Origin of the sequence: Clostridium punense (assembly GCF_017874425.1) — a bacterium.
GTDB lineage: Bacteria > Bacillota > Clostridia > Clostridiales > Clostridiaceae > Clostridium_J > Clostridium_J punense.
On the sequence record NZ_JAGGLL010000004.1, the window covers coordinates 66,505 to 80,885 of the forward strand.

Annotated in this window: 8 protein-coding genes, 1 pseudogene and 1 riboswitch; of the genes and pseudogenes, 5 read left to right on the top strand and 4 right to left on the bottom strand. The window is 30.8% G+C overall.

Features of this window, described 5'->3' with window-relative positions:
• Positions 1–196: 196 nt before the first annotated feature.
• Positions 197–2,122 (top strand): S8 family peptidase, encoded by a 1,926-nt coding sequence (locus J2Z44_RS03470; protein ID WP_021283381.1) that lies wholly within the window; start codon positions 197–199, stop codon positions 2,120–2,122.
• Between the two features lie 228 nt (positions 2,123–2,350).
• On the opposite strand, the gene J2Z44_RS03475 is transcribed toward J2Z44_RS03470, so the two are convergent.
• Both J2Z44_RS03475 and J2Z44_RS03480 read right to left on the bottom strand, forming a co-directional pair.
• Complete coding sequence (locus tag J2Z44_RS03475) at positions 2,351–3,184, bottom strand: PHP domain-containing protein (protein WP_021283382.1); 834 nt, start codon at positions 3,182–3,184, stop codon at positions 2,351–2,353.
• Positions 3,184–3,729: pseudogene (locus J2Z44_RS03480) on the bottom strand (DsbA family oxidoreductase); the annotation flags it as partial. The gene J2Z44_RS03475 and the pseudogene J2Z44_RS03480, both read right to left, overlap by 1 nt.
• A 436-nt stretch (positions 3,730–4,165) precedes the next feature.
• Between J2Z44_RS03480 and J2Z44_RS03485 the strand changes: the two are divergent.
• The 4 genes from J2Z44_RS03485 to J2Z44_RS03500 all read left to right on the top strand — a co-directional run bounded on the left by J2Z44_RS03485 (position 4,166) and on the right by J2Z44_RS03500 (position 11,202).
• Positions 4,166–6,217, top strand: a complete 2,052-nt coding sequence (locus tag J2Z44_RS03485) for a YgiQ family radical SAM protein (RefSeq protein WP_021283384.1) — start codon at positions 4,166–4,168, stop codon at positions 6,215–6,217.
• A 69-nt stretch (positions 6,218–6,286) separates the two neighbouring features.
• Complete coding sequence (locus tag J2Z44_RS03490) at positions 6,287–8,215, top strand: HAMP domain-containing sensor histidine kinase (protein ID WP_209649343.1); 1,929 nt, start codon at positions 6,287–6,289, stop codon at positions 8,213–8,215.
• A gap of 589 nt (positions 8,216–8,804) precedes the next feature.
• On the top strand, positions 8,805–10,721 hold the full coding sequence (gene abc-f, locus J2Z44_RS03495; protein ID WP_209649344.1) for a ribosomal protection-like ABC-F family protein: 1,917 nt from the start codon (positions 8,805–8,807) through the stop codon (positions 10,719–10,721).
• Positions 10,722–10,767: 46 nt separating this feature from the next.
• On the top strand, positions 10,768–11,202 hold the full coding sequence (locus tag J2Z44_RS03500) for a GNAT family N-acetyltransferase (RefSeq protein WP_021283388.1): 435 nt from the start codon (positions 10,768–10,770) through the stop codon (positions 11,200–11,202).
• A 121-nt stretch (positions 11,203–11,323) separates the two neighbouring features.
• Here J2Z44_RS03500 and hemL read toward each other — a convergent pair whose 3' ends face one another.
• Both hemL and hemA read right to left on the bottom strand, forming a co-directional pair.
• The gene (gene hemL, locus J2Z44_RS03505; protein WP_021283389.1) at positions 11,324–12,607 is read right to left on the bottom strand and encodes a glutamate-1-semialdehyde 2,1-aminomutase; all 1,284 of its coding nucleotides are present in this window, start codon (positions 12,605–12,607) and stop codon (positions 11,324–11,326) included.
• A gap of 36 nt (positions 12,608–12,643) precedes the next feature.
• The gene (hemA, locus tag J2Z44_RS03510; RefSeq protein WP_021283390.1) at positions 12,644–13,879 is read right to left on the bottom strand and encodes a glutamyl-tRNA reductase; all 1,236 of its coding nucleotides are present in this window, start codon (positions 13,877–13,879) and stop codon (positions 12,644–12,646) included.
• 114 nt (positions 13,880–13,993) lie between these two features.
• A riboswitch (cobalamin riboswitch) is annotated at positions 13,994–14,163 on the bottom strand.
• Positions 14,164–14,381 lie beyond the last annotated feature (218 nt).

Here is a 14,381-nt window from a genome sequence, read left to right on the forward strand (position 1 = left end):
TTAAAAGAGCTTCGAGAGGTGTATAGTAAAAATTTAGTGTACTACTTCTAATTTTATAGAACAAAACAACATTACCTATCATAAAATATATAAATCCTTGTTTTACAAGTAGCATAATTTTAGAATAAATTACGTAGTTTGCTTAGTTGCTTTAAAAGTCATTTTTGAGTTTTTATTATAGGCGGGTGATAGTGTAATGGATTATACAAGACATACCTCCCTTTTAAAATATAATAAAGTAGATAGGGAAGGAAATGTTCAAATTGGATTAACTGCTGAAGAGGCAAGAAAATATTACTTGGATGAAAATTATGAAACTTACTTTGTTGAGTACATTGGGGATTTGCCAAATCAAATTAGTAATGTAGACTTTGCTCATATTTATATGACAAATAGATTTTTTGCTCTTTTGTTTGTTAAAAAAGGGATGATAAGCGAAGTTCTTAGGATGTTTCCCCAAATTATAAATTTGGAAAGGAGCGCACCTTTTACTTTATTAGGCATGAGTGAGACTGGCGATGTAGCTGACATAATAATTAATAGAGAGGATACCTCATTAAATGGAAGTGGTGTTTTAGCAGCCATAATTGCAACAGGAATAGATTACTTAAATCCAAGATTTATGAACTCTGATAATACTACAAGGATACTCACAATATGGGATCAGTCGATTAATGATGGTAACATTCCACCAGGTCTTTTATTTGGTACTCAATTTACAAGAGAGAACATAAATGAAGCAATAAAAGTAAGTGAAAGTGGTGGAAACCCATATGATATTGTAAGTCATAGGGATGAAGTTGGGTATGGAACTGCAATTGCAGGTATAGTAGGCGGAAGGAACCTAAGAGATATGGATATTATAACAAGCTTTGCACCAAATTGTGAATTTGTTATTGTAAAGCTTAAATCTATGAAGAGAAGCAATGCAGAATTATGGGGAATAGAGAACTATGAACAAGGAGTTTATGATAGCAATGATGTAGTAGCTGCATTTAGATATATAGATGAACTCCAGCAGAGACTAAGAAGACCAGTAGTTGTGTATTCAGCAACCGGAACTAACCTAGGAGGTCATGATGGTGGGGCAATAGCTGAAAGATATATAGATAGTATCACTATTAATAGAAATCTAATTTTTGCTACAAGCACTGGGGATCAAGGAAATACTCCAATACATCTTAGAGAAACATTTCCTCAGGGGAGTATCGAAAAACAAGTTAAAATCCAAGTCAGTGAAGAAGAAAAGAATCTAAATTTTTTCTTATATGTTATAGCTCCAGATCAAGTTTCCATAGGGATTATTTCACCAAATGGTGATAGAATTGAAAGAGTCAATATTGAGCCTATCAATGGTGCGGAAGTTACTTTAACCCTTGGGGGTAGCTCAATTACAATTCAATACTTTACAGAAAAAAAAGGCCCAGGAGTTAATAGGTTGGATCAAAGATTAGACTTTTTTATAAGAAATACTGCTGGGGGCGTGTGGACCATAATTATTTTTGGCGAATATGTTTTGAATGGGGAATATGATTTGTGGCTAGAGCAAAAGCAGTTTTTAAAAGGAAACACTGGTTTTATAGAGGCTATACCTAATACAACCTTAATGACACCTTCTACAGCTACTAATATAGTGGTTTGTTCAACTTATAATCAAGTAGAAGGCAAGCTTTATATCGACTCTGGAAAAGGATTCACTAGAGATGGAAGAATTGTACCAACTATAGCTATTCCAGGGCAAAATATTAGAACTATAGTTGCAAATAATAAATCTGTTATTATGAGTGGTCCAGCAGTGGCAGGAGCTGTTCTTGCAGGAATAGTAACTTTAATGTATCAGTGGGGAGTAGTTCTGGGTAATGATATAAATATTTATTATTCCAAAATAAAAAGCTATTTTATATCTTCTACCACTAAAGAGAAGAATCAAGAATATCCAAATATAGAAACTGGTTTTGGAGTACTTAATGTAAAGAAGCTATTTCAAACTTTAAATGAAGCATCTCAGTTACAGAATGGAACTGAAAGGCATGGAGCTATTGAGTTGGATTGTAAAGAGGAAAGCGGACTATTTATTTGTATACCAAGAGATATTTATAAAAGAATAAAAGAAATACTTTAAATTATTCCAACTATTATGAGTCCAAGTTAATACTTAATTAGTATATTTAACATGTTAATTCTTTTAAGGGGTTTAGTTATGAATAGAATATATGTTTATATTAGAAATTTATAGTATATATACAAAAGCTTCTCTAACCTTTAAATGAGAAGCTTTTGTATATTAATTTTTAGAATCAAGTACTTTATGGTGTGTTAGACATAAAGGTTTAGTTACATTGCTGCTTATTTATGATTTATATCTATGTAGGAACTTATTAAAGTATTCATCAGTTATAGTCATATCTCCTAACATTCCATGCTTTGTATCACCAGATAAAATTCCATGAAAATCCGAGCCACAGGTCATAAGTAAGCCCTTATATCTACAAAGACTTATAAGTTCATCAGTTTCTCTTTTAAAGTTTTGAAAATAAATAGCTTCTAATCCGTCAAAATCGAAGCTTAAAAACTCCTTAATGGGGGTCTTTTTTATAAGCTTAGGATGGGCTAAAATAACAACACAGTTATATTTTTTTAGCATTGCTATACCTTCAGGGATAGATACTTTTTTATTTTCTATATAGGCAGGGCTATCCTTGCTAATAAACTTATCAAAAATATAGTTCCACTCATAAGGATAACCAGCTTCTATGATTGCTTGGGCAAGGTGGGGTCTAGCAACTACACCTTCACCAAGCTCTAAAACCCTATTTAAATCAATTTTTATATTAAAATATTTTTCCAGATTTTCAACCATTAAAGTTGCTCTGTTTAACCGAGACTCTTTCAATGAGGATAGATAAGATAAAAGTTCAGGATTTTTATAGCCATCCCCCTTAAAATAACCTAATATGTGGATGCTTTCTCCCTTGTGAATGCAACTTAGTTCAATACCAGGAATTACATTTACACCTAGTTCCTTGCCTTTAATTAAGGCTTCTTCAACACCATCAGTGGTATCGTGGTCTGTTATTGCTAAAAGTTCTACAGTTTTTTCCTTTGCTAAGGTTACAACTTGTGAGGGAGATAGTCTTCCATCAGAAGCTGTTGTATGGCAATGAAACTCTGCACGAATATTCATTAAAACACATCCTTTAAAACTCTTTCGAACTCATCCATACTTACAGCACCTACTATCTTTTTCTCACCATTTATTATAAAGGTGGGTATACTATTTATTTTGTAATTTTCAGCTTCAATTTTTATTGACTTTAATCTTTCTTTATAATATTTCTCTTCAATCCTCTTGTGAAGTTCCTGTAAGTTAAGGTTACATTTTAATGCTACCTCATCGATAACATCCATAGAGCCAATATCTTTACAGTCTGTGAAATATGCTTTAAACATTAACTCATGAAATTCATGGTATTTTTCCATATCCCTAGCATATTCACTAGCTTGTATAGCAAGATTTGAATTAGAAAGTTTAGTAAAATCACCAAATTGAATTCCATAAGGGTGTCCACTAATATTAAGCATTTCTTTCATTCGTTTGAGTTTTGTATTAGGGAATATTTCAGTTAGTTCCTCACCAAAGGGGGGAACTTCAGGATGAATTTCAAAGCTATACCAATTATCTTCTATTTCATAATTCTTTTTTAATTCAGCAACTATACCTGTTGCGACATAGCAGAAGGGTCAAATAAAATCTGAGAATATTTTTATATTGTATTTCATTTTAGGTCATTCCTTTCAATATTTAAATGTAATACTCTTATTATAACAAAATACTATAAAATAAGTATTGTTATTAATAAATCACAACACTTAAAGCATTTGTTATAATCATAAGCAATATTCTATAAATCATTAAAAAAGTACAACCCCTATTTATTGCTACAAAGTTGAAGAAATTGTTTAAGTAAAGTTTATATTCTTCTAATAACTAAATTACAATGTATACTGAATAAATTTATGAGGTTTACAACTTTATTTTTACAATATAAATATAAAATATTTGTAGAGAAATATATGTCGAAAAATGATATAATGTAAACCTAAATAGATTAAAATTATTTTAAGGATAAATATTTCAATTTTGTACATGAAGAGTGAGGGAACTATGGATAATAACGGATTTTTACCGATTAATAAAGAAGATATGCTAAAAAGAGGGTGGGAGCAGCTGGATTTTATATTAGTTACAGGTGATGCCTATGTGGACCATCATAGCTTTGGAGCTGCAATAATTTCAAGAGTTTTAGTGAGTAAAGGATATAAAGTGGGAATAATTGCTCAACCATCATGGAAGGATACTGAGGACTTTAAAAAGCTAGGTACACCTAGATTAGGATTTTTAGTAAATTCAGGAAATATGGACTCAATGGTTAACCACTATACTGTGAGTAAAAAATTAAGAGATAAAGACATGTATTCACCAGGTGGGCAGATGGGGTTAAGACCAGATAGAGCAACTATTGTTTACTGTAATAAAATTAGAGAAGCTTTTAAAGGAATTCCTATTATAATTGGGGGAATTGAGGCTAGTTTGAGACGATTTGCTCACTACGATTATTGGAGTGATAAGGTAAGAAAGTCAATGCTCATTGATAGCACCGCAGATCTTTTAATTTATGGGATGAGCGAAAAACAGATTGTAGAGGTTGCTGATAGGTTAAATGAAGGAAAAGATATAAAGAGTATTACTGATGTTCCAGGCACCTGCTATGTAACAGAAAGTCTACAAGGTATGGAGAATTACATTGAAATTCCTTCTTATAAAGAGGTTTGCAAGGACAAAATAAAATATGCAGAAGCTTTTAAAATGCAGTATGATGAGCAAGACCCCATAAGAGGAAATACTGTTGTTCAAAAACATACTAATGGATATTTAGTTCAAAACAAACCTGAAATGCCTCTTACAAGAGAAGAGTTGGACAAGGTGTATGCGTTGCCTTATGAAAAAAACTATCATCCAATATATGAAGAAGCTGGTGGGATACCTGCTATTGAAGAAGTTAAGTTTAGTATAGTTAGTTCAAGAGGGTGCTTTGGTAGTTGTGCATTTTGTGCAATAACCTTTCATCAAGGAAGAATTGTTCAAAGTAGAAGTGAAGCATCAATTGTAGAAGAAGCAAAAGATATTACAGAATTTAAGGACTTTAAAGGATATATTCACGATGTAGGAGGACCAACAGCAAACTTTAGGCATCCAGCTTGTAAAAAACAGCTGAAACTTGGGGCGTGCAAGGATAAGCAATGCTTATATCCAAATCCTTGTAAAAATTTAGATGTAGATCATATGGAATATCTTCAAGTGCTTAAAAGTGTAAGAGAGTTACCTAAAATTAAAAAGGTTTTTGTTAGATCAGGGCTAAGATATGATTACATGATGGCAGATACTAAAGATACATTTTTTAAAGAGCTTGTTAAACATCATGTAAGTGGAAAATTAAAGGTTGCTCCAGAGCATGTCTCTCCTATAGTTTTAAAATTTATGGGTAAACCAGCTGGAAAAACCTATGACAAGTTTACGGATAAATTTTACAAGATAAACTGTGAAATGGGTAAAAAACAATATGTTATTCCATATCTAATGTCTAGCCATCCAGGATGCAGCATAAAAGAGGCTGTTGAATTGGCTGAGTACTTAAGAGACATTAAATATCAACCTGAGCAAGTACAGGACTTTTATCCAACACCAGGAACTTTATCTACTACTATGTTTTATACTGGACTTGATCCTTTGACAATGAAAGAAGTTCATGTGCCCAAAATTAGACATGAGAAGGCAATGCAAAGAGCTCTTCTTCAGTATAAAGACCCTATGAAATATGATTTGGTTTACTCTGCTTTAGTTGAGGCTGGTAGGGAAGATTTAATTGGGTTTGGTGAGAAGTGCTTAATAAAGCCAAGAAAAAATAAGATGGAAGTTAGGACGGATGGAAAAAAAGATAGTCTAAAAAATGAAAGGAAATGGATTAAAAATCATACTTCACAAAAGGGCGATTATAATAAGGACAGGGAAAAGCCGAGAGGGTCCAAGGATAAAAACATGGCTGATAAATCTAAATTAGTTAATAAAAAAGGAAAAAACCTAATGAATGAGGGGTTAGGAAAAAAAAGTAATAAAGTAAGTAAATATAATGAAGGTAAAAAGTCATCAAGAAGATAATAGAGGGTTTTTTCACATTTATGATTTAAAAAAATTTTAAATCATAGTTAGAAGAGGTGAATTATAGCGGTGATTAATCTAAAAAGTACAGATTTAAAGTTCAAAATTATTTCCATTTCTATCAGTATATATTTTATATCCTTTGTGCTATTAACATTATTAGCATTAAATATTACTAAAGAGCAAATGAAAAAACAAATTACAGAAGATGGAATTGTCCTTGCAAAACAAATTGGGAAACATATAGAGTATTCAAATTCCTACGAAAAACGAATTGATGATTTACTAACTGATAAAATTAAGGCTGTAGCTTATTTAATTAGTAAAAATCATAATATTGATGATGCATATCTAATAGAAGTTGCTAAAATAGCAGATGTGTCAGAAATAAATTTAATTAGTAAAGAAAAGAAAGTAACTAATTCAAATTTAGAGAGAAATGTAGGATATTCAATCCCAAAAGAACACCCTATAAATTCAGCCTTTACTAAAAATGAAAAGGAAATTATTGAAGAAATCAGACAAAGTACAACAGATAATAACTTTTATAAATATGGAGCCATTTCATTGGAAGATGGAAGCATAATTCAGGTAGGTATCCAAGTTGATGATATAAATAAATTAAAGGTGTCTTTAACTAAGCAGGATGTAGTTGAAACCCTGGGAAAAGAGGAAAATGTAGTTTATGCCCTTATTATAGATAAAAATTTAAAAGCCATTGCACATAGTGATATAACAAGGATTGGAATAAACTTAACAGATAAGGGTAGCTATGAAGCTGCTATAAATGGAAAAATTTATTCTGATAAATACTTTTACGAAAAAGAGAATGTAAAGGTACAAGATGTATTAATACCTCTTTACGAGAATGGTGAACACTTAGGAGCTATAAATGTAGGATTATCCCTAGAAAATCTTAATATAGCATTAAAAAACACTATTATTAAAGCTATTGTAATTGCAGTAATATTTTTTATTATAGGTGGTGCTATTTTAATTTTACTACTGAGAAAAGTCTTTAGGCCATTAGAGGATTTAGTTTCTATATCAAAATTAATTTGTGATGGAGATTTAAATCAAAGAATTGTTTATGAAAATCAGGATGAGGTAGGTGTATTATCCTATAGTTTTAATTGTATGATGGATACTATTGAAAGTAAAATTAATGAAAATAACAAACTTATGGAAGAGGTTCTACAGTATGATAAGTTGAAAACTGAGTTTTTTGCAAATATATCTCATGAATTGAGAACTCCTATTAATGTTATTTTTAGTGCATTGCAACTTATGGAGATAGATATTCAGCAAAATACACAACATAATAACTCAATGTTTATCAAGTATAAAGATACCATAAAGCAAAATATATATAGGTTAATAAGACTAGTAAATAATCTTATTGATATCACAAAAATTGATTCTGGTTTTTTTGAGGTAAATCTTCAAAATCATAATATTGTTTCCGTAGTTGAAGACATTACCTTATCTGTTGCTCAATATATTGAAAATAAATCCATAGAATTAACTTTTGATACTGAGATTGAGGAAAGAATTACTGGCTGTGATCCTTATGCTTTTGAGAGAATTATGCTAAATCTCCTATCAAATGCTGTTAAGTTTACACCAGCCGGAGGAAAGATTGAAGTAAACCTATTTGATAAAAAAGATAGAATACTAATTACTGTTAGTGATACGGGGCAAGGAATTCCAGAAGAAAAATTGGAGGTTATATTTGACAGATTTAGACAAGCTACAGATTTTAATACAAGAAACCATGAAGGCAGTGGAATTGGCTTAGCTTTAGTGAAGGAACTAGTGAAATTGCATGGGGGAAGCATTTCGGTAAAAAGTAAATATGGCCTAGGAACCACTTTTATAATAGAAATTCCCATTAAAATTATAGAAGATTCTAGTCCTATAGAACTGTTAAATACTATAGGAGAAAATCATATTGAAAAAATTAACATGGAATTCTCAGATATATATATGTTCAATTAATGAATGTAGATTTTGCTAATTGTTACTAGTTTAAAATACGAATGTATATGAACGAATATTAGTGTAACCAAAAGTATCTATTTTTGTCCTTTTCATATTCATTGTTGTGGCTAAATATTAGATAGAATTATTAGCAAAGCTATTAAAATATATGAAAGTATTAAAAAGTAAGCCTAGAAGGCCAAAAAGAAATAAACCATTGTGCTTATGTAACAATATGGTATAATTGTAATAGAATATATTTGGGAGGGGTATAAGTTATGAAATCAGTAAATTGCTAATTATATTAATTTTGATTCAGGATTAATAATTATTTATTAAAGGGCCTTATTTTTGAGAAATAAGAAGGTTTGTTTCTTGTGCTCTTTTATAGATTTAGCAATTTGAAAGATAACTTATATTTCTAAAATATTTAAATTAATTGGACTATAAAACTGCAATAATTATACACTTTAACCTCAGCGGAGTGTATTAGCGCTATTTTATTTTGCATATTATAAATTGGTAGAATATTTTGGACTGTAAGAGGTGTTATCTTCTTGCAGTTTTTATTTTTGCAGTTTAATAGTAAAAAAATGGGGGATTTTGTATGATAGAATTATCACTTAATAATGTAATGAAATATTTAGATGCTAACCTAGTTCTTAAAAATATATCTTTTAATATTTACGATAATGAAAGAGTGGGAATAGTAGGTGTAAATGGAAGTGGAAAAACCACAATTCTTAAATTAATTGCTGGGGTTGAAACCATGACAAGGGATGATAAAGGGTGGATTTCCATACCTAGAGGAAAGACTATTGGTTATCTTCAGCAGGTTCCTATATTTCCTGAAGATGTTAAGGTAAGTGAAGTTTTAAATTTGGCCTTTAAGGAGCTTGACGTTTTTGAAGCACAAATGAAACTGTTGGAACAAGAAATGAAAAGTTTAGAAGGTGAGTTCCTTGAGAAAGCACTAAAAAGGTATGGTGAAATGCAGCACCAATATGAAGTTCAGGGAGGCTATGATAGGATAGAGAAATTAAGTAAAATATGTGGTGGACTAAATTTTAATGAAGATTTTTTAGAGAAAAATTTTACTTTACTAAGTGGTGGAGAAAAGACCATTGTAATGCTAGGCAAGATACTTCTTGAAAATCCAGACATATTGCTTTTAGATGAGCCAACAAACCACTTAGATATGGAATCTATAGAATGGTTGGAGAGTTTTTTGAAAACCTATAAGGGTATTGTTATTATAGTTTCTCATGATAGATACTTTTTGGATAATGTAGTGACAAAGATTATTGAGATAGAAGATATGGAGTGTGAAACTTATAGAGGAAATTATTCTGAGTTTGTAAAACAAAAGGAAGAAAATATGCTTTTACAATTTCAACAATTTAAAGAACAGCAAAAACAAATTAAAGCAATGGAAAAGGCCATAAAAGAATTAAGAGATTGGGCTATAAGAGCTGATAATAATAAATTCTTCAAAAGGGCTGCGAGTATGCAAATTAGATTAGATAAAATGCAAAAAATTCAAAAGCCTAGACTTGAAAATGACACAATGAAACTGAATTTTAAAGAAACAGGTAGGTCAGGAAATGAGGTTATTGTAGCTAAGGCCGTGGCAAAAGGATACAAAGATAAACAACTTTTCAGTGATTTAGACTTGCTAGTTAGCTATGGAGAAAGAACTGCACTTATTGGGGCAAATGGCAGTGGAAAAACTACATTTTTAAAGATAGTTCTTGGTGAGGAGATTAGCGATGAGGGCTCAGTAAAAATTGGAGAAAGTGTAAAATTAGCATACTTACCACAAAATATTCAGTTTAACAATGAGGAATTAACAGTTCTAGAATGCTTCAGAGAAGATGTTATGATCCTTGAGGGGAAGGCTAGGGAATATTTATCAAAGTTTATGTTCTATGGTTCCAGTGTGTTCAAAAAGGTGAAGCATATATCTGGAGGTGAAAAAGTTAGACTAAAGTTAAGTAAACTTTTGTATGAAGACATAAACTTACTGATTCTAGATGAGCCTACAAATCACCTTGATATTGAATCTATAGAAGCTTTGGAAGCAGCATTAGAAGATTTTAAAGGCACTATATTATTTATCTCCCATGATAGGTATTTTATAAATAAAATGGCTAACAGAATAATTGAAATAGATAATAAACAGTTAAAAACCTACATTGGAAACTATGAATATTATAAAAATGAAAAGAGTAAATTAAGAGTTCAGGCAACTGAGCAGCAAAAAATAGTTAAGGAAAAGCCTCAAAAGGTAAGAGTAGTAGATGAAACTAAAAAACGAGAAAAAGAAATATGCAAATTAGAGAACACAATAGCGGATTTAGAGACAGAAATTAAAGAAGTAGATGAGAAAATGAATTTAGCAGCACAAGATTATACTGAGTTAAATAAATTGTTTATTAAAAAGAATGAATTAAAAAATAAATTAGATGAAGTCATTGAAATTTGGATTGCTTATAATGATGAAAATAAAGAAAGCAATAACTAAACTTAACTTCATTAATCAAATATGTATAGTTTAGGGGGAAAAATCATTGGATAGGGATAGATTAGATTTAGTTTTAGACTGTAGTGAAGATGAAGCAAATTATATACATGAAAAGTTGATAGAGCATAATATAAAGTTTATCACGCATTTTGAGGAATTTAAATTTTGCTTAAAAGACCATGAAGGGAAAGTTATTGGTGGAATTATGGCATCGAAGGATAATGAGTGTATGACTATAGACTTTTTATGGGTTGATGAAGATAAAAGAGGAAAAGGTTTAGGAAGAATGCTAATAAATCATATAGAAGAGGTTGCAGAAAGAAGTGGATGTGTAGTTATTTGGCTTAATACTTTTGAATTTCAAGGTCCAGAATTTTATAAAAAAATGAACTATGAATTATTTGGAACTTTAGAAAAGTGCATTAATGGATACAATCAATACTTTTTTAGGAAAGCACTTAAGTCTTCTAGTAGCCAGTAGAGTAAATTTACTATTTTGATTAAATTTGAAATATAAATAGAAGCTATAGGAACTAAGCAATAATACTTTGTATTGCTAGGATTCCTATAGCTTTTTAGTTACAACTTTAAATATTTAAGTTTTATAGTGAGAATTTAGAGCAAAAATCTTGAAAAGCTCTTAAAAATTTATGAATATGCTCTTCAGTATGAGCTAAAGATAGGAATAAAGCTTCGAATTGAGAAGGCGGAAGGTTTATTCCGGATTCTAACATATGTTTAAAATATTTTTTAAACATATCTGTATTGCATTTTTGAACATCTTCATAATTATTCAGTTCCTCTAAATCTGTAAAGAAGATAGTGAGCATAGCACCTATTCTATTAACTTTAACAGGTATATTAGCTTTTTCAGCTATAGTAAGAACTCCATTTTCTAAAACTTCTCCTAAATGATTTAATTTTTCATAGTTGTCAGGATTGCTTTGAAGTTTTTTTAATGTTGCTATTCCAGCAGCCATAACAAGTGGATTTCCTGACATAGTTCCTGCTTGATAGACAGGGCCAAGAGGTGAAAGCATCTCCATTATCTCTCTTCTTCCACCATAAGCGCCACAAGGAAGACCTCCGCCAATAATTTTTCCATAGGTTACAAGATCAGGCTTACATTTAAATAAGCTTTGTGCGCCTTTGTAAGCAACTCTAAACCCACACATAACTTCATCAAAAATCAAAAGAGAATTATATTCTTTGCATAGAGAACTTAGTTTCTCCATAAACGATTCTGTTGCTTTTATAACTCCCATGTTTCCAGCCACTGGCTCAATAATTACGCAGGCAATATCTTTACCGTGTAACTTAAAGATTTCTTCTATGTTTTCTATATCGTTGTATTTAGCAATTACGGTATTTTTTATATGATCTTGTGGTATTCCTGCACTTCCAGGGATTCCTTCTGTCATTACCCCAGAGCCAGCACTAACAAGAAAACCTTCGTAATGGCCGTGATAGCAACCCGCAAATTTTACAATTTTATTTTTGCCTGTATACCCCCTAGCTAATTTTACAGCACTCATAGTAGCTTCTGTTCCTGAGTTAACCATTCTGATAAGATCAATATCAGTAGTTTCACAGACAAGCTTTGCTAAATCTAGTTCAAGTTTAGTAGGAGCTCCAAAAGCGATAGCATGGGAAGCAGTTTGTGAAATGGCGTTAACCACATCTACGTCACAGTGACCTAATATCATTGGGCCCCAAGCACCAACAAAATCTATGTATTCAGTACCTTCCTCATCATAAATGAAGGCTCCAGATCCTTTTGATATTACTGGAGGTGTGATTCCCATATCTTTATAGGCTCTTACAGGGCTATTAACTCCTCCAGGGATATATTTTTTGCTTTCTTGAAAAATTGAATAGTTATCCATATTAAATCTCCTTAAATAGTTTTTTATAAAAAAGAATTAAGTACACCTTCCAAAAATCTTTTCAATAATTGATAGTGCTAATTCACCATTTCCATTACAGGTTTCTTCCTTTAGAACTTCTATTGCCTTGTTTACATAGCAATTACTTGTACTTTGTAGTAAAGTTTTTACTAAAGTATTATTATCCTTTGTATGCTTTTTATTTTGATAAACCTTAAATCTTTTTTCAGTAATTTGGTTTCCTTTTAATTTAAAATCAATTATCTTAGTATTTAGTTCCCTTAATTGCTTATATTCACAGAACTTATCTAAATAATTATGAATAATAGTTCTATTATTCTCCATGACTTTTTTTCGTAATGCCTTATTTCCCAAATCTATAGTGTGTAATACATCCACGTTATATAAAGATATGCCTTGTAAATCTTTTACCCGAGATTCTACATTTATAGGTAGAGACAAATCAAATATAAGAAAATCCTTTCTAGGCAAATCCTTTGCTAAAACTAGTGGAGTTGGAGATGAAGTACAGCATATAATTGAGTCAACTTCCTTATAACAATTTTTTATAGATTCTATTGAGATTAACTTAATTTTTTCATCTGTAATATGCTTACTGTTATTTTTTATAAAGTCACTTTCTAAAGCTTTAGGTAAATTTCTTACTGCTATGAAAATATTATCTATACAGTCTATTTTGGGAATTAAGTAGTTTAATGCTAGCAAAGCCATGTTACCAAGACCTAAAATTAAAAAACTCTTTTTATTCAAACCTAGGGCTTTTTTTACTGCAATTGAAGAGTAAGATACTGGCATTTCATATAGCTTAGTTGTAGTTTTAAATTCCTTTCCGCAGGAAATTGCCAGTTGAAAAAGCTTCATAAGCTCACCGCTAACCAAATTTAAGGAACAGCTATTCTCAAAGGCTGTCTTAATCTGACCTAAAATTTGATCTTCACCAAGGATTTTAGAATGAAACCCACAACCTACCTCCAAAAGGTGCAGTGCAGCCTCAGCTTCACTACAATAAAATGTATAAGGTTTATATTCATTGTGCCACTGAAGGGTAGAAAATAACTGGTTTATCAAATCCTCTTTATTAAGTTGAGAATTTAAATATATTTCGGTTCTATTGCAAGTACTTATAATAACAACTTCCTTACAAAACTTACTTAGTAGCAGTAGCTTAGTATTTAATAAATCTGAGTTTATGGAAAGAGCGCCTCTAATGGTTAAGTCTACATCCTTTCCAATTCCAATTAAATGAATCATTTATATAACTCCTAAAATTTAAATTAAAATAAAAAAGACTCACTATAAAAGTGAGTCAAAAACGCAAATATATTCAAAACTAATATATATGTTTGCAATTTGTCTTCCCACCGAAGAATTAGCGTATTTATGGCAGGTCTCCTGGCTTGCGAATCATCCTCCTCTTACCTTCCCAAAAATAATTCAGTGGTTTAAGATTTGTCATCGTTACAGTAGCGGGGGCTGCAGTGGAATTTACCACTTTCCCTATTAAACAAAAATGTACCATAAACAATAATATTCAATTGTTATTATTCTAACATCATTTATATTACTTTTGCAAGGGAATCAATGATGATAGTTAATTCAGAAAGTTAAAAACAATATATACTTCAACAAAATTCTATGAAGTTTTTCATTAAAGGTAATAACCTTGGTTAGAAATGTACTATTGTAATTGCAATAAAATTGAATAGCCATGGTAAATGTTAGTGTAGGCATCGGGTATTTTTAGGAAGATGGA

Coding starts and splice junctions, on each gene's coding strand:
- J2Z44_RS03470 (WP_021283381.1), top strand. CDS start 197: ATGGATTATACAAGACATACCTCCCTTTTAAAATATAATAAAGTAGAT.
- J2Z44_RS03475 (WP_021283382.1), bottom strand. CDS start 3,184: ATGAATATTCGTGCAGAGTTTCATTGCCATACAACAGCTTCTGATGGA.
- J2Z44_RS03485 (WP_021283384.1), top strand. CDS start 4,166: ATGGATAATAACGGATTTTTACCGATTAATAAAGAAGATATGCTAAAA.
- abc-f (WP_209649344.1), top strand. CDS start 8,805: ATGATAGAATTATCACTTAATAATGTAATGAAATATTTAGATGCTAAC.
- hemL (WP_021283389.1), bottom strand. CDS start 12,607: ATGGATAACTATTCAATTTTTCAAGAAAGCAAAAAATATATCCCTGGA.
- hemA (WP_021283390.1), bottom strand. CDS start 13,879: ATGATTCATTTAATTGGAATTGGAAAGGATGTAGACTTAACCATTAGA.